The organism is Wolbachia endosymbiont of Tetranychus urticae, assembly GCF_046529255.1.
GTDB lineage: Bacteria > Pseudomonadota > Alphaproteobacteria > Rickettsiales > Anaplasmataceae > Wolbachia.
Map to the genome: position 1 here is coordinate 1,075,251 of NZ_CP114181.1, position 22,073 is coordinate 1,097,323.

The following is a 22,073-nucleotide window of genomic DNA, read 5'->3' on the forward strand; positions in this document are numbered from 1 at the left end:
GTAAATACCAATTTTTAGCTTCACACCTAACTCACAATCAAAGTTTAGTAAACTCTAGAGGCGTGCTAAGCAGCAGAAAACCTTGCTATATTTCCCAAAAATGCTTTCACTCTTTCAAGGCAAGTGGATGGTTCTGCAGGTATTGCTACTTCATCTATCTTATATTGCTGCATCTACGACTTCACCTGTTATTAATTCCCTTAGCTTTTGTTTTATCTGTCCTCTACGAATATGTTCTCCATAGTCATTATAAAACTTCACATATAACTCTTTAAATACAAATTCTTTTATAGCACTTCTCATATGAGAAATTCCATCCTTTACTTCATCATTTGCATTGCTCAAATCCACTTCAGAACCTAGCGAATATAAATCATCAAAATTTTCTTTTAAAATTTTTATTTTAAAGTAGTGCTTATCTACAGATCTCTCAAGAAATCTTTTAGTAGCATTACCGACCAATTCTCCTATTATCTGAGGCTCTAGTTGAGCTGCAAAATTATTTTCTGCTTCAAGGCCACTTAACGCATAAATGATACGATTAAGCATTCCAGGACCACATTGGCGATTACTTTCCTCAAAACGAACCAGCAATATGGATTTCAACAGCTCTACATCTGCATTTTGCTTTGTTGCTGCAATTAAAACTAGATTTATGGCCTGTGTTAATGTCAGTCCGGTTTTGGAATCTACCCACCTTACCCATTCTCCTTCTCTATAATTATCTACCTTCAAATAAGGCGCTATCAGTTCTTTCTGCTGATTTGTCAAACCGCCTATATAGTTTTAAACTCTTCATCCAGCTCATTTGACGGAGTCCCATATTCTTCCTTTAATTTTTTGGCACACTCAATAACACTTTGCTCAAAACTTCTAGTATGAACATTCTGATTACCAGTACCTACATCACTTACATTAAACAAAAAGCTCATTTGCTTTACACTTAAACCCAGAGGCGAGAAGAGCTTTATTAATGGATACTTTATTAACTCAAGAAGTGCTACTGGGATCAATAATATAGTATTAATAAGCACTAAATATATTCTAAGACCCAACGCTCTACTATTTGATAATGTTCTGCTAAGCTCTGATATCTTCGATGAACAATACAAAAATGGTAATTGGATACAATATATTGAGTATATAGAAAAAAACAAAATCTTATCTTTCAACCCTATTGTCGGGTCATTATATACTTCAGAAAAAATGTTATCATCACTATTTTCATTTTTGAAAGATTGATAGCTACTTGTAATCTTTTCTATAAAAATAGAACAGAGCTTATGCAGTCCGTAGCACAAAACACAAGTGGCAAGTAAAACTGCAAGTGTTCCAAAAACAGCTAACACCTCACTTGAAGTTTTGGCAAGAAGGAATGCATAAAGCGCATCAATAAAGATCTCAAGTAAGTAGTCAAATAAAAAAATTGCTCCAATAGCAGCACCAACTAATAGAACATACCCACAAACAACCAAAAATGTTTTTAACCTCGGATTCATAAACCACTTCTTAATAACCTATTAATATACTTCTCATTATATGCTTAAATTAAAAAATGCAAATTTTTATACAAAAAAGATCAATTGAAATTTTCGAGCTTCAGCTATATTGTTAATATATTCAGATAAAAATTAAACATTGTCGTGTCAAATAAAATAGGCTTTTTGGCTATTTTCGCCTTGGTGATCAGTAGCCAAATCGGCTCTGGAATTTTTATGCTCCCAATTAGCCTTGCACCATACGGCGCTTATAGCCTCATAAGCTGGGTTATATCAGGATTTGGTGCTATATCTCTTGCTTTAGTTTTTGCTTCACTCTGCGCAAAATTTCCAGAAACGGGCGGTCCTCATATTTATGTGAAACATGCTTTTGGTTCTACAGCAGCTTTTTTTGTTGGTTGGACATATTGGGTAAGTTCGTGGGTTAGCTCAACTGCTGTAACGATTGCAAGTATCGGTTATTTAGCCCCGCTTTTTCATAATGATATACAAGATATACGTTTGCTTTTAGAAATAACATTAATTTTAGCTATTATGCTAATAAACTTAAGGGGAGTAACTACTGCTGGGCATGTTGAGCTTCTGCTGACCATTGTTAAAATTATTGCACTTCTCGCAATACCTATCGCAGGGTTGTTTTTCTTTGATAAAAATAATTTTATTGTAAGCGAGGAAGTATCAAACTTTACAATATCACAAACTCTTGCTCGTTCTACACTCCTTACTCTATGGTGTTTTATTGGACTTGAATCAGCAACGGCACCTGCAGGATATGTCAATAATCCAGCTAAGACAATACCAAGAGCTATAGTGCTTGGAACAGTCTGTGTTGCTGTGATATATTTCATCAATAGTCTTTCAATTATGGGATTGATAAGTGGTAATGAACTAGCTAGTTCAAAAGCACCATATGTTGATGCGATAAAAATTATGTTTCCAGGTAATTGGCATTTAATTATTTCTGTTGTTGCCTTTATCGTTTCTGTAAGTAATTTAAATGCTTGGTTTTTAGCTGATGGACAGGTCACCTTAGGCCTTGCAAAAGACAAGTTAATGCCGCAATTTTTTGGCAAAAAAAATAAGCATGATGCTCCATTGTGGGGAATAATACTCAGTACTTTGGGGGTGTTAGGTTTACTTATCCTAACGTCAAACAAAAGTTTTGCTGAGCAAGTAACTTCAATAATTGATGTCTCTGTGGTGTCATTTTTGTTTATCTACTTAGCATGTAGCCTTGCTTTTCTCAAAGTTAATATACAAGACAAAAGCTACTGCAAATTTTTAATTGGAGGTGTGGCTGTATCTTTTTGCTGTTGGGTAATATACGAGACTTCTATAAAAACATTGTTAATATCAAGTCTATTCCCTTTAAGCGGAACACTTATTTATCTACTTTGGTATCATAAACTAAAAACTTAACTTAAATTTTTTATTTGCTAAAATTCTTAAGCTATACTACTGGCTTACATTAATAGAATTAAGAGGTATTGTGTCAAATAAAATAGGTTTTTGGGCTGTTTTTGCTTTAGTCATTAGTAGTCAGATCGGCTCTGGGGTTTTTATGCTTCCAATCAGCCTTGCTCCATATGGCGCTTATAGCCTTATAAGTTGGATGATATCAGGAGCTGGTGCTGTGTCTCTTGCGCTAGTTTTTGCTACGCTATGTGCAAAGTTTCCAGAAACAGGAGGTCCTCACGTTTATGTGAAACATACTTTTGGTCCTGCTGCAGCGTTCTTTGTTGGTTGGACATATTGGGTAATCTCATGGGTTAGTACAACAGCTTTAATAGTTGTGGGTGTTGGCTATCTTACACCATTTTTCCATGAAGATATCAAAAGTATGCGTTTATTTTTAGAGCTGTTGTTATTTACAATCATTACATTAATAAATTTAAGGGGAATAGCTACTGCAGGGCACGTTGAGTTTCTGCTCACGGTTGTGAAGGTTGCTGTATTGCTTGCAATACCTGTAGCAGCGTTGTTTTTTTTCGATAGAAATAATTTTATCATAAGTGAAGAAATATTAAGTCTTACAACATCGCAAATTCTTGCCCGCTCTACACTCCTTACTTTATGGTGTTTTATTGGACTTGAATTGGCAACAGCACCTGCAGGGTCAGTTGATAATCCAGCTAAAACTATACCAAAAGCTGTGGTGCTTGGCACAGTTTGTGTTGCTGTTATATATTTTATCAACAATTTTGCAATTATGGGATTGATCAATGGCAACAATTTAGCAAGTTCAAGAGCACCATATGTTGATGCGATAAAAATTATGTTTTCTGGTAATTGGCATTTAATTGTTTCTATAGTTGCATTCATTTTTTGTCTTGGCAGTCTAAACGCTTGGGTTTTATCTAGTGGACAAGTTGCTTTTGGTCTTGCAGAAGATAGACTAATGCCAAAATTCTTTGCTAAAAGGAACAAGCATGGCTCTCCTTTTTGGGGAATAACAGTTAGTTCAATTGGAACTGCAATTTTACTAATTCTCACTTCAAACAACAATTTTGCCCAGCAGATTACGTCGATTATTGACTTTTCTGTAATTTCATTTTTATTTGTCTATCTTGCATGCAGTCTTGCCTTTCTAAAGGTTATTATACAGGAGAGGAGTTGTTATAAGCTTTTAATTGGTAGCATAGCAACAACCTTTTGTTGTTGGGTGATATTAGAAACCCCTGTAGGTACTCTGCTGATTTCGAGCCTGTTCACTGTAAGTGGCATACCAATTTATTTATTTTGGTACTGCAAAACTTCTGTGCAACAAATTCAGTAGTGAGAGATACACTTTAAATGGTTAATATTTATGGGCCAAGATTTTTTTTCTCTTTATCTACTTGTTCAATATTACCATTCTCAAGTTTGCTACCTACTTCTTCTGTGCGTTTATTATCTATGTAGATCTCATTTTTTGCTTTATTAGAAAGACCTATTTGCGATTGCAGTTTTTTATACTCTTCTTTTTCAGGCGTGAAAATTTTCACTAAAAATCTTCCTATTATTGGTATTGAACTTAAAAAATCTCTTAATCCAAAAGATTCTTGCTTCTTGTTTGAAAGATGCTGGTCTATCTTAGAAACTTTCACACCATACTTTTTATCATCAAAATTTGTCGCTGGCTTGCTTTTTTTCGAAAGAACATTTTGAATCTCTAATCTATTGACTTTTTCAGGCTTTTGAAATTCAGATACTGTAGGTTTGACCTTAGTGTCATCATGTTTTTTACTCATTTCATTCTACCATGCAATATTACTAGTATCTTATAATTATAACTAAATTATGGTTAATTGCAAGGTAAAAATATTAAAGTAATTGTAAATTTTATCAGTAAAAATATAATATAGCTTTAAAGTCAGAGGTTTATCTATATGGGATATAAAATTGCTGTTATTGGAGCAACAGGAAGAGTAGGGCGTGAGGTATTAAGCGCGCTTGCCGAGTTTCAAGACGAAGGAAAAATTTCAATAGATTCTGTTGTTGCTTTTGCATCGAAAAAATCAAAGGGAAAAAAGGTAAGTTTCGGCGATGAAGAATTAACTGTCTTAGACCTTGAGAACTACGATTTTGTTGGAATTAATATAGCAATTTTCTGTGCTGGGTCTCATGTTTCCGAGAGATACGTACCGATTGCAACTGAAGCTGGATGTATTGTCGTAGATAATACCTCTCGTTTTAGGATGAAAGAAGGCGTGCCACTAGTTATTCCAGAGATCAACAAAGATAAAATTACGGAGTATAAAAACCATAACATAATATCTAATCCAAACTGTACTACAATACAAATGTTGCTGGCATTACATTTATTACACCAAAAAGCAAAAATAAAGAGAATCGTTGCTTCAACTTATCAATCAACTTCTGGTGTAGGTAAAGCAGCAATGGATGAGCTTTACAATCAGACAAAAAAAATCTTTATGAATGAAGCTAAAAAACCTGAAATATTTCCTAAGCAAATAGCATTTAATTGCATTCCTCATATAGGAGAGTTCATGGAAGATGGTTCTACAAAAGAGGAGTGGAAAATGCAAGAGGAGGCAAAAAAAATTTTAGAAGAGGATATAAAAGTAACTGCAACTTGTGTCCGAGTGCCTGTTCTTGTTGGTCATGCTATAGCAGTAAATGTAGAATTTGATCAGCATATAACTGAAGAAGAAGCTCGTGAAATGCTCAGTGAAGACGATGGAGTTTTAGTGCAAGATAAGCGCGAAGATGGTGGATATATGACTCAGATTGATGTTGTGCAAGAGAATGCCGTATACATATCGCGTATTAGACAAGACGATACCGTTAAACACGGATTAAATATGTGGATAGTAGCTGATAATCTACGCAAAGGTGCAGCACTAAATATAGTGCAGATCTTGGAGATCTTGATCAAAGAGCATTTATAGCTCAATAGCTTAAATCTATATTGACATGTCCCATTTTACGCTTGTCCCTAACCTCTTTTTTCCCATATATGGTTAAACTAGCTTTTTCGTTGCTCAAATATTTGTGAGAATTATATATATCATTACCTATTATATTTTTTGTCATGCAAGGAAAGCGTAATACTACTTCCTGCATAGATAGCCCGCATATTATCCTAACTAGCTGCTCGAATTGACTAACGTTGCATGCATCCAAGCTCCAGTGGCAAGAATTGTGGGGTCTTGGGGCCAGTTCATTAACTAGTAATTCATGATTTTGAGTGATGAAAAATTCAATAGCTAGAATTCCTACTACATCAAGTGCAGTTGCTATTTTCTCTGCAGTTTTTTGTACCTCTTGGGCTAATTTATTATCTATTTTAGCTGGTGCTATTGAAGTATTAAGTATTCCGTCAACGTGGTGATTCTCTGCTATAGGAAAAAAAGCTACTTTACCGTTTTTATCTCTTGCAACGACTATTGAAACCTCTTTCAGTAAATCAACACTTGCTTCAAGAATGTACTCTTTATTCCAATCGAAGGAAGCAAATTGCTTCAGTTCAGAATCATTTTCAATCACATATTGTCCTTTTCCATCATAACCCATTTCTGTTGTTTTTAGCCTCACTGGATAGCTAAAAGTTTCACTACTTTCTAGTAGCTGATTATAATTTTGTATACTTTTGTAATCAGCAGTTTTTATGCTTAAATCTCTAATAAAATCTTTCTCTCTCAGCCTATTTTGCGAAATGTGTAACGCCTTTTTACCTGGATAAAAATCTGTATGCTGCGACACAATATCAATTGCACTACATGGAATATTTTCAGACTCAATAGTGACTAAATCCACACTCTGTGCAAAAGATTCAAGTGCCCTCTTATCACAGAAGTCTGCTATTGTTAAATCATCAGCAACAGAACAAGCTGGGTCGTTTTTAGTACTGGCAAAAATATGCGTTTTGTGCCCAAGTTTTATTGCAGCGATAGCAGTCATTTTACCTAATTGCCCACTTCCTATTATTCCTATCACTTTTTTATCCAGTGGATCTGTTTTGTTCATCATGTAGATTAATATTTTCTAGTTAGAGTACGATAACATGCTTGGAAAATCTATGAAAAAAGTGTATAATTGAAGTGTGTTAAACTTTTATCATGAACACTTTACGATGACCATGAAATACACACTTATTACTAATTCTGTTGAAGTTACAGTTTTGCCAATTTACATTGAAGAGCAATCCATTCCTTATGAAAATTGTTACGTATGGATGTATAATGTTAAGATAAAAAACAAAAGCTCATCAACCATTCAATTATTAAGTCGCTATTGGCAAATAATAGATCATAAGGGGAAAATAAATGAAATTGCTGGAGTTGGTGTTATTGGAGAACAACCTGTAATAAAATCTGGAGAGGTATTCAAATATACAAGTGGAACATACTTAAATACACCATCAGGAATAATGCAGGGTAAATATGAATTTCTGAACGAAGAGAGCATAAAAACCTTTGATGTTATGGTACCACCCTTTTCCTTAGATAGTCCATACGTTAACACTAGACCTCATTGATCATCAAGATAGTGATTTGTTTAAGTGCATCTGAAACCAGCGCTTCTTGTTTTGTCATTTGAGCTTCCATAATGTCATCCGAGTAGCTGATACTGAGATCCAACTAAGTTGATAAACACGAAAGCGCTGACCATTTGCTTCTATAGTTGTCTTTTTTTGTCTATCTTATTTTGTTACTCTGCTGAACAGATGCAAAATATAGTATTTTCTAAAATGAATGATAAATTACCATTATGGTATTACCAACCAAAAGTTGTAAGTCTGTACATTTATACATCAGAGGTCTGAGGCGGCTTTTGATGGTATGCCAACAGTGTTCTATGGGATTCAAATCTCACTTTTACCCACAAGTATAAAAAGCAAGTAAGATAGAGAAAAATATACTTAAGATGAGGTAAAAATGTGTGAAGTAAATAGAAATGTACAATGTGCTGATGGCTTAGGAGATAAATGGCTAGAAAAAGAGTTGAGACATGTTAATCTGGGAGATGTAAGGCTTAATACAAGACTTATTAAAACAAGCTATTTAATAGAGAATAAGGCGTCTGGGTCAATTAGTCAAAGCTGTGTAGGATGGAAAGAAGCTAAAGGTGCATACAGATTATTTAGCAATGAGAAGCTTGAAGCTAAGGAAATTTATTCTTCCCATTATAAAGAAACTATGGAAAGGATAAAAGGAAATGAGCTGGTATTTTCAGTTCAAGATACAAGTTATTTGGATTTTGACTCTCATATAAAGACTAAGGGTCTAGGTAGTATTTCTAAAGCCTATACAAAATATAAAAAGGGTTTGTTATTGCACAGTAACTTAATGGTTAACAAAGACGGATTACCTTTAGGGCTATCTTCTCAACAGTGTTGGGCACGTTCTATCAGGGAAGAAACAGCCCAAGAAAAAGCAAACAGGAAATACCGTACTGCTATAAAGGAGAAAGAAAGCTATAAGTGGATAGCGGCACTAAAAGAAACCCTAAATAACCTCGCAGAAGGTGTACAGCTTGTTACTATTGGTGATAGGGAAGCAGATATTTTTAAGTTTTTATGGACTGTTGAATCATTGGACAGTTTTTATGTAATCCGCAACCGAACTAATAGGAAATTCATCTGTATTGAAGGGGGAAAAACGGATTTGCAAACACGTATAACTCAACTGCCTGTAAAAAAGGAAATTGTCTTGAATGTTGCTGAAAATAAATACCAGATCTCAAGAAAAGCTAACATTGAAGTCAGGTATATGAAAGGCTATATACCTATCAGATCTCCTTACATTTATGGATCGAAAGATACAGAGCATAAAATAAGTGATAAAATCGCTATATATGTAGTAAGTGCCAAAGAAACAAATCCTCCTGAAAGAGTAGAAGCTATTGATTGGACTTTGCTGACTAATATACCAGTTAATAGCACTTTAGATGCTATAGAAAGGATAAATTGGTATAAGCTAAGATGGAAAATCGAGGAGTATTTTAGGATTTTAAAATCAGGATGTAAGGTAGAAAGCTCTCGTTTAGCTACAAAAGAAAGATTAGAGAAATTAATCGCTATAAAGAGCATTATTGCATTTAATATTTTATATTTAACAAAAATCGCTTTATCGAATCCTATGGAGGTTTGTACTAAGGTTTTAAGTAATGAAGAGTGGAAAACCCTTTACATACGTGAGCATAAAGTAGCCAAATTGCCAGAAGAACCTCCAAACATAAAACAAGCTATTATTTGGTTAGGAAAATTAGGTGGATTTATGAATAGAAAAAGTGATAATTTACCAGGAACTATGACTCTATGGCGTGGTTACGAAAACCTCAGGGAAAGCATGGTTATGCTTCGCATAATGACCTCTCAAAGTTGTGGGTAAAAGTGAGGATTCAAATCTGGTGAATATGTTGGAAGATACAGCACATGACAGCCAAAAGACTCTATTAATGATTTTGTTTTAGTGGTCTTATGAAATGTAGCATTATCCATAACTATGGTTGTGCCAAGTGGCAATTTAGGTTTCTCCAACCATATATTGAATACCTCTTTGTCACACCCACCTTTGAAAGTCATTGGTGCAATAAATCTCATTCCAATCCACCCGGCTACTATACTGATTCTCTCTCGCTGGAATATCTGCATAAATTTTCTTTCCTCTTGGAGCACGTCCATATTCTCGGTATAACTTATACCAATTCTCATTATTAATGAACCAAATAAGAAGCATAGCAGAGTTGTTTAACCGTGGAAGGGGAAAGAGAGGTAATAAATTTACACAAAGCGCATTCAAGCAGAACGATTGTATCGTAGATTTTATTGCGTAAAATGTTCTGTTTTATATATAACCAAAACCTCTCAACAGGATTGAGTTCAGGTGAGTATGGTGGTAGGTATATAATTTCGATATTTTTAGGTGCCTTTAAATTTTTTGACTTATGCCAACTAGCGCAATCCATCAAGAGAAAAGCCTTTCGTATTCCTAAATATTGCGACATCTGTTCAAGGAATATATTTATACAATCAGTGTTGACGTTTGGTGCAAATAAGCTAAAATTCTCTCCATTTCTGGGATTAACTGCACTATAGAGATAAAAATTTTCCCTACCTAATTTTACCTTAACCTGTGTCCTACTGCCTTTTTTAAACCACCCATGTCCAACTTTCGAATGTGTACCAAACCGTGATTCATCGAAGAAAAATAGCTCTTTTTCAGAATGCATGACAATAGTTTCATTGAGGTTTTTTTTTAAACTCCTCTTGCTTGTTTTTATCTTGTCCACTATGAACTGGTCTTGGTGTGATATATGAGAATTTCATTCTTTGCATATTACGATGTATTGCGGATTTTCTGATATTCAAACCAAATCTTTCTTGGATTCTTATTCTCATTTCTCTAATAGTAATATTGGGGTTTTCCTCTATCCACAACTCAATTCGTTCAAGTTGACTTTGGTTCAATATAGTTTTTCTACGGCGTTGAGGTGGAGCAAATAATTTTTCTTCTCTTCCAAATTTTATGTGCTTTATCCATGTAGTAATTGCCTTTCTCGAAATGCAACATATTTTTGCTACAGCTGTTATACTGTGCTTTTTTGCTGCAATTACAGCATTTAGTTTTTTTGCAACATACGCATTATTTCTTACTCTCTTCAGCATCTCTTTTGCTGATTTCACCACTTTTTCATCCAATAATTTTGATCTTAATGCCATCTAAACCTCGCTATTTTACTTACTTCAGTATGGCTTTTTTTCCATTATTTTCTATTCGTTGCTTGTATAGCGGGAATTGGTATTAGATGCTGGAATGGTCTATTTTTGAGATTTTATCAATAAATTGCTGCCTATCTTCTTGATTGCGCTCTTGATATAGTGTGACTTTTTTTTAAAGTAATTTTTACCTGTTTTAGTCTATACCAAATTGAATTTATTCCAAATCCAAGATTTTGTTTCATCTCTGCCAGAGTATGATCTGGATTCTTTGTAACATATTCTTCGAGTATTTTTGGGTCTATTTTTCGAATAAAGCTACCGTTTTTAGATGGCTTTAGGCTTTCACCAGCAGCTTTCTTTTTTAACCAGCGGTACAGCGTTGCTATTCCTATCTCCATGAGCTCTGCTATCTCAACCTTTGTCTTCCCTTTTTCTATCATCAATACTGCCTTTTCCCTTAAATCCACACTATATGCCATTATAATTCAAATACTTTATTATACCTTTATCATTTACTTTAGGAAATACTATAGTTTATTTTTGATTCTTATCATCAAGTGTGAATAAGATTATTGTAGAGGTTAAACCTATAATAACTATCATTAACGAAAATGGGGCAGCTTCTCTGTAACGCTCATCGCTGACAAGTTCATATACTCTAGTTGATATAGTTTCAAAATTAAATGGTCTGATAATTAGTGTTGCCGTGAGTTCTTTTACCGTATCCATAAACACGAGCAGAAATCCCGATAGTATACTTTTCTTGATAAGGGGAATATGAATATTCAGGCACGTGGAAATAGGCCCATGACCCATAGTATATGCAGTCCATTCAATTTCATTTGGTGTTTTTTTGAGTCCCGACTCTATCGCCTTGAAAGATATAGCAAAAAAACGAAATAAATATGAGTAAACTAATGCGCCAATAGTTCCTACCAAGCTAATTTCTACAATATATTGAGTAATGAAAGAAGATATTCTGCTTAAAAACATTATTATGCTAATTGCAATAATTGCATTTGGAATTGCATATCCAAGAGAAATGAGACGTGCTATATTGCTTATTACCTTATTTTTACGTGCTGTATATCCAATAATTATTGCAATGCTGATCGAGATTAGCGCGGTAATAAATGATAAACTAATACTGTTTGTTATTATATTGTAAAATCTTGCTTCGTATATGAAAAAGCCTTTCTCTATGCACCAATATATAAGTGGAATCATTGGTAAAATAAAGCCTATTAATATCGGCAATAAACACATAAGATAAGAAAAGATCAACGATATAGAACCGTTTATACTACGTTTATTGTGATAATCTGCATTAGTATTGATTGAAGAGTAAGATATTTCTCTTTTTTGTAGTTTTTTCTCGATAACTATTAGTGTTGCAACGAAAATCAGTTCTGCAACTGCCAAAACAGTAGTTGAATATTTGTCATGCAATAAAAACCAAGTACGGTATATTCCTGTCGTGAAAGTATCGATAGCAAGAAACTGTGGTGTGCCGAAATCTGTAATTACTTCCATTAGTACCAAGGATAACCCAGCTATAATTGATGGACGTATGGAGGGTATGATGACAGAAAACAGACTCTGTAATGAGGAGAACCCAAGTGTTGATGCAATAGTGACTGAGTTACTAACGCTCTTTAGACTTGAGCGGACCAACATATAAACGTATGGATATAGACTAAATCCCATTACTAATATTCCACCACCTAGGGATTTGATCTCGGGAAACCAATAGTCACCTTTGCCCAATTGAAAAGTATCTCTTAACAAGCTCTGAATCGGACCTGAAAACTCTAGCGTATTTACATAAACAAACGATACTATATATCCAGGAATTGATATCGGAAAGAATAAGGCAATCTCAAAAATTCTACTTCCGGGAAACGAAAAAAATGTAGTAAGCCAAGCTGGAATTACTCCAAATATAAAGGATATTAACCCTACTCCTACCATCAAAATCAACGTATTGAGTATATATTCAGGAAAAAGTCTACTAATTACCCATCCAGAGTTTGCTGATTCTGTAAATAGAATCGATATTAACGATAGTATAGGGCAGACAAATAATACACTTACTAAAAACAAGAATATATTTTTAAATACTCTCAGAAACATTAATTTGAATCTATATTTGATATTAAAATGTTATATGCAAAAACTAAAGATATCCAGTAATTAACAGCCGTCCTATTGAATATCTTCATAATTTTATATATTATGTTTTAAATCGATAAACTAATTAATTATGAGTTTTGTCATTGCAACTTTCTATCATTTTGTAAAACTCTCTAATTATTATGACATGAAAGATGAAATAAAAGTTGCATGCGACAATGTCGAATTAAAGGGTACTATACTCCTTGCAGAAGAGGGTATTAATGCAACCGTATCTGGTGAAAGAAACGCGATTGATAAAATATTCGATTTTCTACGTTCTGATTATAGACTAAGGGACCTTACATGGAAAGAGAGTGCAGCAGAATATCAACCATTTAGTAAGATGAAAGTGAGATTAAAAAGAGAAATTGTGAATCTTGGTGTAAGTAATCTCGATACTTCCGTTAGAGGTCAGTACATTGATCCAGATTATTGGGATGATTTTATCTCTCAACCTGATGTTTTAGTGATAGACACACGAAATGATTACGAAGTAAAACTAGGCAAGTTTAAAAATGCAATCAATCCACATACTCAGCGTTTTCGAGATTTTCCTCAGTGGGCAGAGTCTTTCTCTGAGAGTAAAGATCTGAAAGTGGCTATGTACTGCACTGGTGGAATCAGATGCGAGAAATCTACAGCATATATGAAAAGCCTTGGATTTAACGATGTTTATCACCTTAAAGGCGGTATTCTTTCCTACCTTGAAAAAACTCACAACAAAAGTGGTAATTGGGAAGGCGAGTGTTTTGTTTTTGATGATAGAATTGCTGTTGATCATTCACTCGCCCCAAGTGATAAAATAAAATGCATATTCTGCTCAAGTAAAGTTTCAACCGATGAGCTGAAATCAGTTTCACGTGGCCAGGTAGTTTGCTCTGATTGTAAATCTTTAAGTATTGAAAGAAATTCAGAATACAACACGAACCTTTAACGACTTATTTCTCTTTGCATATTTGTAACCTTAATTTTATCAAGACATTTACCTACTACATAGCTCGCTCCAGCTCCAAGTAACGCACCAACTATAGCAAATGCAATCAACACTACACCAGAACCGCCAATAAGAGCTAAAGTTTCTTGCCATAAACAACATGCTGCAACTAGACCAGCAACTAAACCAATTCCTGCACCTCTGCACCTAAGTTTCATGTTATTAACACTAGTATAATGACCTCCAAAACCAAATTCTTTGATATCTTTTCTTTCTTGTATAAAATTGATAAGCTCATGTATTTCTTTGTTATTTGTGTTACCACGCAAATCATATAAATTTATAACACCATCCTTTACATATTTTTCAAAATTCATTTTATTTTTCCATACTATTAGAATATATTTTTATTACACTTAATGTCTTAATAGTTGGTAAATTCCCATATAAGAATAAGTAGATAATATTACCACTATAGGTGGGACTAAAGCGCGATAAGATTAAATTCCTGAAAAATGTTGGTAAGAAGAGCTTTTCCAAAAACAATAAAGTTAAGAGTTGAAGAGATAGTAAAAGAGCGACTTACAGTTAATCCAATTGATTTTGGTGAATCGTTTTGTTACAAACTCGAAACGCTAATTCTGGATTAAGGAAGGAAGAAAGTATAGGAAATGGAAGGCTTTTTGGATTTCAAGGAATAGGAAATGAGAGTAGAAAAGATGTGAACCAAGAAATTAACGGGAGATCTATGGCGAGTATGTTCAATTTCAAGTCTATTTTTGAGGTAGCCAAAAATCGTCTCAATGATCGACCTTTTTCTCAGCAAAATCTTTTCATGTAGTGAAATTAATGCGTTTTTCATCCCCTTTTTCACCTTGGTAACAAGTTTCAAACCGCGGTTAAACAACTCTTGGAAAAGCTCTTTTTTAATATAGCCTTTATCACCAAACAAAAGACCGGTTAATTTCTTAGTTAGGTTTGCTACAGGCTCTCTATCGTCAACATTACCTCTTGTAAGCGTAAAAGCTTGAATTTCACCTTTCTCGTTAATTATCAAATGTAGTTTAAAGCCGAAAAACCAGCCATATGTACTCTTGCTTAATTTTGCAATTCCAGCAAAAACCTTATTTCTTGATATTCTTTTTGCATGGCAAACTGCAATAGGAGTTGTATCTATGTATGAGATTCCAGTAAGTTCTGACCATCCGCAAAGGCACTGTAATAGCATGGCTAAATGCCACAAAACCCTGGGCTTTAGAGCAACAAACCTAGTGTATGAAGGCAACTTCGAAAACTCTGTTTGTAGAGCAATGTTAGGTAATGCAGGTAGAAAGCCTTAAAATTTTCACAGGGAGATTGCTGATACAGGAGGATTATTGTGATAATTTCCGAATGTGTAATTTCTGGCACTCTTGTGGGTTTTTACCGTTTGGCAGTAGTTTATCTGCAAAATTTTTCTCTATATCTCTGCAAAAATCATCGACCAGACAAAACAGTTTTGTTATATCTTCCATGGGTAACCTCATCTATTTTTTTCTATTTGTTGAGTTTACCCTACTCTCCTGACTTTTCTATTCTCTTTTTAATCCAGAATTAGCGTTCAAAGGATACAGAAGATTGAGAACTGGCGATTATCGTATCATGTAAATGCTGCAAAGTATGAAGTGTTTCAATAAAACACAGAAAAGACATTTATGAATCCTAGATTAATATCCTTCCAGTATTAACTTACTGTAACCTTTCCGGTTGATCCACTGCGATTCTTTGCAACGTTTATCTCTAATCCGTTATTAGCATCGATTTTATAGTCTGTAGAATAGTAAAATTATAGGGGTATAGTCAAAAAATGAGTTATTTTTGAGCTGAGCAAAGCCACCTAAGGTGAAGAGGAAAGAGGGCTGTATAATGAAATATACAATGCTTATAGGAAGGTTCTAACTTTTATAGATGTATTCTCTATGCTCTATTGCAGTAATTATTACTGTACGTTCTAATTTACTTATCCTATAAACCAAACGATAATCACCAGATCTTATTCTACGATGTCCTTTGAACTCACCGAGCAAGGGATCTCCTGCCTTCTCAGGAGAAAGTGTAAGACGCTCTTTTACGATTTCTTTTACCCTTGAACATATTGTCTTTGGAAGATTTGGAATGTCTTTGTGAACTACATTTTCCTCATAGCAGATTAAATACTTATCACCAGTTGATGTCTTCATGCCTGATGAATTTTGCATTTCGAGTGTCACGTTGAATAGCAAGTTTGGCTATTGCCATATCTTCTTCATTTTCAATTGCTTCTTGTATAAACTGCTCTGCTAGCTCTTGAGCTGATTGATTCCTTACTTTAGCTAAACGAGTAAGGTTTTTTAAAACTTTTTCACTAATGTTAATACTTGAATCAGCCATAAGTTTTATCAAAATCTACTGATAATTATACAACATTTTTCTAAAATTTTCAATAAAGAAAGCGAAGTAATTATACCAGTATTAATACTATGTTAATACTGGTATGTTAATATTATGTTAATTTTTTAATTAAGGAGAATGTTGTGAATCGAAGTCTTAGAGTTTTTAGAGATAAGTTCGATGTTTCAGAGGAGTCAGATGATCAACCAATACAACATGGAGTAAAACGGGTACATCTGGGAGAAGTACTGAACCATGATCCGTACGATGGACATTACTGGTGTCATAGAGAGTGTGAAAAGAACTACACTAAATGGTACGAAGAACTCGATAAATCTATGTGCAAGGACAGATGCAATAGACAATATCAAGCTCCAGAGAAATCTCAGAGTTCTGAATATTCTTCACAAGCTAATGACATAAAGAGTACATTAGAAAATATTGGAGATAGTTTCTATACTCTCGCAGATTCATTTTCTGTTCTGTAGAAGGTACAGGTGTGAGGCTTCTTTATTTTTTCCTAAAATTTTCAATAAAGAATTGTATTGACGTATTATGGTAGATTGAGTATATACTAGTATTAGCTTTTAGGGAGAAATGACACAGACGTATTGCAAGACATCATTAGGAATAAGGAAGGTATGCTGGCTACTGGATGTATTTCTATGATAACAACTACTCTTCATCATCAAAAATCAAGAAGGCTCTGCAACTTGATGAACATCAACTCTATTCTTTTATTGACGTAGATGACTCTGAAAAATTGCGGAGCTGAAGTGCTATGGTTATTACGGTTTAAGAACAAAACGGAAAATCCTATGTTACACTAGAAATAATGTGCGGAAAAGGGGGGATTCGAACCCCCGACATATTTTCATATGTGCACGCTTTCCAAGCGTGTGCTTTAGACCGCTCAGCCACCTTTCCATACTTATTCATAATATTAAAAATTATGCTGCTAAACAACTGGTATATATGGTTCGCCACGGAAATTTACAGTATTGTTAAACTTGTTTTTGCACGTTAAAAACGCTTTATCACAACCTACAAGTATCGAATATTTATCTCCGGTAGAAATTTGATATGGAGGAGAAGCAAATAATGTAACTACTTTATTTTTGTATTCTTTAACTACAACTTCAAATGTTGCTGAACTAAAGAATTTTACCACTCCGTGCTTATAACGCTAATTCTGGATTAAGGAAGGAAGAAAGTATAGGAAATGGAAGGCTTTTTGGATTTCAAGGAATAGGAAATGAGAGTAGAAAAGATGTGAACCAAGAAATTAACGGGAGATCTATGGCGAGTATGTTCAATTTCAAGTCTATTTTTGAGGTAGCCAAAAATCGTCTCAATGATCGACCTTTTTCTCAGCAAAATCTTTTCATGTAGTGAAATTAATGCGTTTTTCATCCCCTTTTTCACCTTGGTAACAAGTTTCAAACCGCGGTTAAACAACTCTTGGAAAAGCTCTTTTTTAATATAGCCTTTATCACCAAACAAAAGACCGGTTAATTTCTTAGTTAGGTTTGCTACAGGCTCTCTATCGTCAACATTACCTCTTGTAAGCGTAAAAGCTTGAATTTCACCTTTCTCGTTAATTATCAAATGTAGTTTAAAGCCGAAAAACCAGCCATATGTACTCTTGCTTAATTTTGCAATTCCAGCAAAAACCTTATTTCTTGATATTCTTTTTGCATGGCAAACTGCAATAGGAGTTGCATCTATGTATGAGATTCCAGTAAGTTCTGACCATCCGCAAAGGCACTGTAATAGCATGGCTAAATGCCACAAAACCCTGGACTTTAGAGCAACAAACCTAGTGTATGAAGGCAACTTCGAAAACTCTGATTTGTAGAGCGATGTTAGGTAATGCAGGTAGAAAGCCTTAAAATTTTCACAGGGAGATTGCTGATACAGGAGGATTATTGTGATAATTTCCGAATGTGTAATTTCTGGCACTCTTGTGGGTTTTTACCGTTTGGCAGTAGTTTATCTGCAAAATTTTTCTCTATATCTCTGCAAAAATCATCGACCAGACAAAACAGTTTTGTTATATCTTCCATGGGTAACCTCATCTATTTTTTTCTATTTGTTGAGTTTACCCTACTCTCCTGACTTTTCTATTCTCTTTTTAATCCAGAATTAGCGTTTAGAGGCAAGCTTGGAAGGTGAAATAGAAAATCACTTATCAAATGAAGATGAAGGAAATAATCGAAGAAATGGTAGGAGTGGAAAAACTTTGCGAACAAGTGCAGGCTCATTTGAGCTTCTAATACCAAATTCCATTACTAATCGAACAAATAAGAAACATTACAAACTCGTTTAATAGTAGCACTGGAAATACTGACAATAAAATACACAGAACATCTTCAAGTAAGCCTATGGTATCGTAGACTCTGTTGCGTAAAGTATTGTGTTTGATATATTGCCACAACCTCTCAACAGGATTCAGTTCTGGTGAATAAGGAGGCAAGTATATAATGGTAATGTTTTTCTGAATTTTCAAACTTTTTGATCTATGCCAGCCTGCACAATCCATTACAAGAAAGGCTTTTTTCGTGCCTAAATCTTTCGACATCTGCTCCAGAAATATATTCATACAATCAGTGTTTACATATGGAGCAAGTAGGCTAATTTTCTTACCACTTCTTGGATTTACCGCACTGTAGATATAGAAATTTTGTCTACCAATTTTCATTTAACCTGCGTTCTGACCCCTTTTTTAAACCATCCGTGTCCGATTTTTGAATGAGTTCCAAATCGTGATTCATCAAAAAAATACCTCCTTTTCAGGGTGGGAATTGATTATTTTATTGAAGTATTTTTTAAACTCTTCTTGCTTGTTTTTATCTTGTTTATGGTGAATTGGCCTCGGTGTTATATAAGAAAACTTCATCCTTTGTATCTCACGATGCACTGTTGATTTGCTAATGTTTAGGCCAAATTCCTCTGAGATTTTTATTTGCACTTCCTTAATAGTAATATTTGGATTTCTTTCTACCCATATTTCAATTTGCTCACGTTGATTTTTGTTTAATTTGCTTTTTCTTCGCCGCTGAGAAGGGGAAAATAATTTTTCTACTCTACCAAATTTTAGATGCTTTATCCATTCAGTCAAAGCAGTCCTTGAAATTTTACATATTCTTGCCACAGCGCTTATACTACTTTCTTTTCCTGCTATCACCGCTTGTAACTTTTTTGAAACATATGCGTTATTTCTGACCTTTTTTAACATTTCTTTCGCCAAATTTACAACTTTTTCGTCTAACAGTTTTGACCTTAATGCCATTTATACCTCTCTATTTTATCTACTCTAGTATCACTTCTTTCCCATTATTGTCTATCTGTTCTTTACATAGTGGGAATTGGTATTAGCTTGCTAATAACTTGACGATTACCATTTTTGATACCTTCAAAAAGCTCATTAGTGAAACTTATACCAATTCTCATTATTAATGAACCAAATAAGAAGCATAGCAGAGTTGTTTAACCGTGGAAGGGGAAAGAGAGGTAATAAATTTACACAAAGCGCATTCAAGCAGAACGATTGTATCGTAGATTTTATTGCGTAAAATGTTCTGTTTTATATATAACCAAAACCTCTCAACAGGATTGAGTTCAGGTGAGTATGGTGGTAGGTATATAATTTCGATATTTTTAGGTGCCTTTAAATTTTTTGACTTATGCCAACTAGCGCAATCCATCAAGAGAAAAGCCTTTCGTATTCCTAAATATTGCGACATCTGTTCAAGGAATATATTTATACAATCAGTGTTGACGTTTGGTGCAAATAAGCTAAAATTCTCTCCATTTCTGGGATTAACTGCACTATAGAGATAAAAATTTTCCCTACCTAATTTTACCTTAACCTGTGTCCTACTGCCTTTTTTAAACCACCCATGTCCAACTTTCGAATGTGTACCAAACCGTGATTCATCGAAGAAAAATAGCTCTTTTTCAGAATGCATGACAATAGTTTCATTGAGGTTTTTTTTTAAACTCCTCTTGCTTGTTTTTATCTTGTCCACTATGAACTGGTCTTGGTGTGATATATGAGAATTTCATTCTTTGCATATTACGATGTATTGCGGATTTTCTGATATTCAAACCAAATCTTTCTTGGATTCTTATTCTCATTTCTCTAATAGTAATATTGGGGTTTTCCTCTATCCACAACTCAATTCGTTCAAGTTGACTTTGGTTCAATATAGTTTTTCTACGGCGTTGAGGTGGAGCAAATAATTTTTCTTCTCTTCCAAATTTTATGTGCTTTATCCATGTAGTAATTGCCTTTCTCGAAATGCAACATATTTTTGCTACAGCTGTTATACTGTGCTTTTTTGCTGCAATTACAGCATTTAGTTTTTTTGCAACATACGCATTATTTCTTACTCTCTTCAGCATCTCTTTTGCTGATTTCACCACTTTTTCATCCAATAATTTTGATCTTAATGCCATCTAAACCTCGCTATTTTACTTACTTCAGTATGGCTTTTTTTCCATTATTTTCTATTCGTTGCTTGTATAGCGGGAATTGGTATTAGATGCTGGAATGGTCTATTTTTGAGATTTTATCAATAAATTGCTGCCTATCTTCTTGATTGCGCTCTTGATATAGTGTGACTTTTTTTTAAAGTAATTTTTACCTGTTTTAGTCTATACCAAATTGAATTTATTCCAAATCCAAGATTTTGTTTCATCTCTGCCAGAGTATGATCTGGATTCTTTGTAACATATTCTTCGAGTATTTTTGGGTCTATTTTTCGAATAAAGCTACCGTTTTTAGATGGCTTTAGGCTTTCACCAGCAGCTTTCTTTTTTAACCAGCGGTACAGCGTTGCTATTCCTATCTCCATGAGCTCTGCTATCTCAACCTTTGTCTTCCCTTTTTCTATCATCAATACTGCCTTTTCCCTTAAATCCACACTATATGCCATTATAATTCAAATACTTTATTATACCTTTATCATTTACTTTAGGAAATACTATAGCTAATAAAAACCAACTGGTACCTGCGGTTTTTATAGCTACGTTTTCTCAAATAAGTTTTAAATGAATAGATTTCTTGCATAATAAGATGTCATCCCAGTGCTTGACACTGGGATCCAATAAGAAAAATGCGCTGGAACTTTCGAATTCCAGTTATGCAAGAAATCTAATGTTAAAAAACTCACAGTTATCCTAGTACTGCTTTATTATCTGCAGTCTTTTCATGCTCGACAGAAGAGAGTTGAGGATTAACAGCTTCTTCTATTGATTTAGCCTGTTTATAGTCTTGACTTAGGAAATATATAGCCACTCCAACTGCTATTCCAGCAACAAGAGCAGATACTGCGAGTGTGCATAATATAATAGTCATTGAAGGGACTAAAGCACTACCAACACCGAGTCCAATGCCAAGAAAAACGCCAGGTATAATGTCAATCAAACTATTACATCTAGCACTTTCTTTTTTCGATTTAGCTTGGTCTTTCATACATTCGATGAGTACTTTTTTTTGTATCTCCTTGAGCTAAATCTAGTGGAATTTGCTCATTTTTATCCTTTATCAAAGGATCCGAACCATATTTCAAAAGGGCTTTTATTGCATCAGTGTTATTGATTATAACAGCTTGGTGTAATAATGTATTTCCACTTTGATCTTGAAAATTGATCAATTTGTAGAAATACTGGGGAGTAACAAATCTATTCACCGCTTCATCTAAAATCTTCATCACGTTTTGAAATGATAATCTCTCTCTTTTCTCAGACCTTGCACTATCGTGTTCAATACAGTGGTGCAAAATAAGGTACACTGGCTTTTTCGCTCATTGATAACAGTTTCATTTACAATATTTCTTGTAATAGCTAGTCCAAATAACTCCCAGTTAATCACAATTTCGCTGTT

The 22,073-nt window shown here is 34.2% G+C and carries 21 protein-coding genes, 1 tRNA gene and 5 pseudogenes; 7 read left to right on the forward strand and 20 right to left on the reverse strand.

All coding sequences use genetic code 11. The features are described from left to right. Nucleotides 1–159: 159 nt before the first annotated feature. Both O1Q06_RS05605 and O1Q06_RS05610 read right to left on the reverse strand, forming a co-directional pair. Nucleotides 160–771 (reverse strand): hypothetical protein, encoded by a 612-nt coding sequence (locus O1Q06_RS05605; RefSeq protein ID WP_410542350.1) that lies wholly within the window; start codon nucleotides 769–771, stop codon nucleotides 160–162. A gap of 5 nt (nucleotides 772–776) precedes the next feature. After that, entirely contained in the window at nucleotides 777–1,499 is a 723-nt protein-coding gene (locus tag O1Q06_RS05610; RefSeq protein WP_410542351.1) for a hypothetical protein, read from the reverse strand. 144 nt (nucleotides 1,500–1,643) lie between these two features. Between O1Q06_RS05610 and O1Q06_RS05615 the strand changes: the two genes are divergently transcribed. Both O1Q06_RS05615 and O1Q06_RS05620 read left to right on the forward strand, forming a co-directional pair. Continuing rightward, complete coding sequence (locus O1Q06_RS05615) at nucleotides 1,644–2,918, forward strand: APC family permease (RefSeq protein ID WP_410542352.1); 1,275 nt, start codon at nucleotides 1,644–1,646, stop codon at nucleotides 2,916–2,918. A 70-nt stretch (nucleotides 2,919–2,988) separates the two neighbouring features. Further along, nucleotides 2,989–4,275 (forward strand): APC family permease, encoded by a 1,287-nt coding sequence (locus O1Q06_RS05620; protein WP_410542353.1) that lies wholly within the window; start codon nucleotides 2,989–2,991, stop codon nucleotides 4,273–4,275. A gap of 28 nt (nucleotides 4,276–4,303) precedes the next feature. On the opposite strand, the gene O1Q06_RS05625 is transcribed toward O1Q06_RS05620, so the two are convergent. Then, nucleotides 4,304–4,729: a hypothetical protein gene (locus O1Q06_RS05625; protein ID WP_410542354.1), complete on the reverse strand. Its 426-nt coding sequence runs from the start codon at nucleotides 4,727–4,729 to the stop codon at nucleotides 4,304–4,306. A 138-nt stretch (nucleotides 4,730–4,867) separates the two neighbouring features. On the opposite strand from O1Q06_RS05625, the gene O1Q06_RS05630 reads away from it, so the two are divergent. Continuing rightward, a complete protein-coding gene (locus tag O1Q06_RS05630; RefSeq protein ID WP_410542355.1) occupies nucleotides 4,868–5,890 on the forward strand; it encodes an aspartate-semialdehyde dehydrogenase in 1,023 nt (340 codons plus the stop codon). Between the two features lies 1 nt (nucleotide 5,891). Here the strand turns inward: O1Q06_RS05630 and O1Q06_RS05635 are convergent, their stop codons facing one another. Then, the gene (locus O1Q06_RS05635; RefSeq protein WP_017532205.1) at nucleotides 5,892–6,968 is read right to left on the reverse strand and encodes a 5-(carboxyamino)imidazole ribonucleotide synthase; all 1,077 of its coding nucleotides are present in this window, start codon (nucleotides 6,966–6,968) and stop codon (nucleotides 5,892–5,894) included. Between the two features lie 106 nt (nucleotides 6,969–7,074). Here O1Q06_RS05635 and apaG point away from each other — a divergent pair, with 106 nt between their 5' ends. Both apaG and O1Q06_RS05645 read left to right on the forward strand, forming a co-directional pair. Then, nucleotides 7,075–7,479: a Co2+/Mg2+ efflux protein ApaG gene (gene apaG, locus O1Q06_RS05640; protein ID WP_012481895.1), complete on the forward strand. Its 405-nt coding sequence runs from the start codon at nucleotides 7,075–7,077 to the stop codon at nucleotides 7,477–7,479. A 400-nt stretch (nucleotides 7,480–7,879) separates the two neighbouring features. Continuing rightward, complete coding sequence (locus O1Q06_RS05645; protein ID WP_410542309.1) at nucleotides 7,880–9,334, forward strand: IS4 family transposase; 1,455 nt, start codon at nucleotides 7,880–7,882, stop codon at nucleotides 9,332–9,334. Here O1Q06_RS05645 and O1Q06_RS05650 read toward each other — a convergent pair. The 4 genes from O1Q06_RS05650 to O1Q06_RS05665 form a co-directional block, all read right to left on the reverse strand. Continuing rightward, nucleotides 9,319–9,657, reverse strand: a complete 339-nt coding sequence (locus O1Q06_RS05650; RefSeq protein ID WP_410542356.1) for a transposase — start codon at nucleotides 9,655–9,657, stop codon at nucleotides 9,319–9,321. The two genes, O1Q06_RS05645 and O1Q06_RS05650, sit on opposite strands and share 16 nt — an antisense overlap. Nucleotides 9,658–9,659: 2 nt before the next feature. Then, a protein-coding gene (locus O1Q06_RS05655) for an IS630 family transposase (protein ID WP_410542357.1) occupies nucleotides 9,660–10,665 on the reverse strand; the annotation gives its coding sequence in 2 pieces (ribosomal slippage) (nucleotides 9,660–10,202 and nucleotides 10,204–10,665; 1,005 coding nt in all). Nucleotides 10,666–10,796: 131 nt separating this feature from the next. Then, complete coding sequence (locus O1Q06_RS05660) at nucleotides 10,797–11,144, reverse strand: IS630 transposase-related protein (RefSeq protein ID WP_410542358.1); 348 nt, start codon at nucleotides 11,142–11,144, stop codon at nucleotides 10,797–10,799. Nucleotides 11,145–11,199: 55 nt separating this feature from the next. Next, complete coding sequence (locus O1Q06_RS05665) at nucleotides 11,200–12,798, reverse strand: ABC transporter permease (RefSeq protein ID WP_410542359.1); 1,599 nt, start codon at nucleotides 12,796–12,798, stop codon at nucleotides 11,200–11,202. 130 nt (nucleotides 12,799–12,928) lie between these two features. Between O1Q06_RS05665 and O1Q06_RS05670 the strand changes: the two genes are divergently transcribed. After that, entirely contained in the window at nucleotides 12,929–13,774 is an 846-nt protein-coding gene (locus O1Q06_RS05670; RefSeq protein ID WP_010402888.1) for a rhodanese-related sulfurtransferase, read from the forward strand. Here the strand turns inward: O1Q06_RS05670 and O1Q06_RS05675 are convergent. The 7 genes and pseudogenes from O1Q06_RS05675 to O1Q06_RS05705 form a co-directional block, all read right to left on the reverse strand. Then, nucleotides 13,771–14,151 carry a hypothetical protein gene (locus O1Q06_RS05675; protein ID WP_410542360.1) on the reverse strand — a complete coding sequence of 127 codons (381 nt, stop codon included), beginning with the start codon at nucleotides 14,149–14,151 and terminating at the stop codon, nucleotides 13,771–13,773. The genes O1Q06_RS05670 and O1Q06_RS05675 overlap by 4 nt on opposite strands. Before the next feature lie 269 nt (nucleotides 14,152–14,420). Then, a pseudogene (locus tag O1Q06_RS05680) lies at nucleotides 14,421–15,288 on the reverse strand (IS982 family transposase). Between the two features lie 420 nt (nucleotides 15,289–15,708). Next, entirely contained in the window at nucleotides 15,709–15,993 is a 285-nt protein-coding gene (locus O1Q06_RS05685; RefSeq protein WP_410542361.1) for a type II toxin-antitoxin system RelE family toxin, read from the reverse strand. After that, nucleotides 15,974–16,183, reverse strand: coding sequence for a hypothetical protein (locus tag O1Q06_RS05690; protein WP_410542362.1), 210 nt, complete (start codon nucleotides 16,181–16,183; stop codon nucleotides 15,974–15,976). Before O1Q06_RS05690 ends, O1Q06_RS05685 begins: the two co-directional genes overlap by 20 nt. Before the next feature lie 840 nt (nucleotides 16,184–17,023). Then, nucleotides 17,024–17,110, reverse strand: a tRNA-Ser gene (locus O1Q06_RS05695). A 31-nt stretch (nucleotides 17,111–17,141) separates the two neighbouring features. Further along, nucleotides 17,142–17,366: pseudogene (locus tag O1Q06_RS05700) on the reverse strand (phage BR0599 family protein); the annotation flags it as partial. A 14-nt stretch (nucleotides 17,367–17,380) separates the two neighbouring features. Further along, nucleotides 17,381–18,249 (reverse strand): annotated as a pseudogene (locus O1Q06_RS05705) (IS982 family transposase). A gap of 86 nt (nucleotides 18,250–18,335) precedes the next feature. On the opposite strand from O1Q06_RS05705, the pseudogene O1Q06_RS05710 reads away from it, so the two are divergent. Next, nucleotides 18,336–18,464, forward strand: a pseudogene (locus O1Q06_RS05710) (IS256 family transposase); the annotation flags it as partial. A 10-nt stretch (nucleotides 18,465–18,474) separates the two neighbouring features. On the opposite strand, the pseudogene O1Q06_RS05715 reads toward O1Q06_RS05710, so the two are convergent. From O1Q06_RS05715 to O1Q06_RS05735, 5 genes and pseudogenes are all read right to left on the reverse strand, one after another. After that, nucleotides 18,475–19,475: pseudogene (locus tag O1Q06_RS05715) on the reverse strand (IS630-like element ISWpi10 family transposase). Nucleotides 19,476–19,638: 163 nt separating this feature from the next. After that, nucleotides 19,639–20,644, reverse strand: a protein-coding gene (locus O1Q06_RS05720) for an IS630 family transposase (protein ID WP_410542357.1) whose coding sequence is annotated in 2 segments (ribosomal slippage) — nucleotides 19,639–20,181 and nucleotides 20,183–20,644 — 1,005 coding nt in all. Because the reading frame shifts where the segments join, the coding sequence is not laid out codon by codon here. Nucleotides 20,645–20,775: 131 nt separating this feature from the next. After that, entirely contained in the window at nucleotides 20,776–21,123 is a 348-nt protein-coding gene (locus O1Q06_RS05725) for an IS630 transposase-related protein (RefSeq protein WP_410542358.1), read from the reverse strand. Nucleotides 21,124–21,362: 239 nt separating this feature from the next. After that, nucleotides 21,363–21,662 carry a hypothetical protein gene (locus O1Q06_RS05730; RefSeq protein WP_410542363.1) on the reverse strand — a complete coding sequence of 100 codons (300 nt, stop codon included), beginning with the start codon at nucleotides 21,660–21,662 and terminating at the stop codon, nucleotides 21,363–21,365. Further along, nucleotides 21,646–21,900 carry an ankyrin repeat domain-containing protein gene (locus O1Q06_RS05735; RefSeq protein WP_410543160.1) on the reverse strand — a complete coding sequence of 85 codons (255 nt, stop codon included), beginning with the start codon at nucleotides 21,898–21,900 and terminating at the stop codon, nucleotides 21,646–21,648. The genes O1Q06_RS05730 and O1Q06_RS05735 overlap by 17 nt, the downstream gene beginning before the upstream one ends. Between the last annotated feature and the right edge of the window lie 173 nt (nucleotides 21,901–22,073).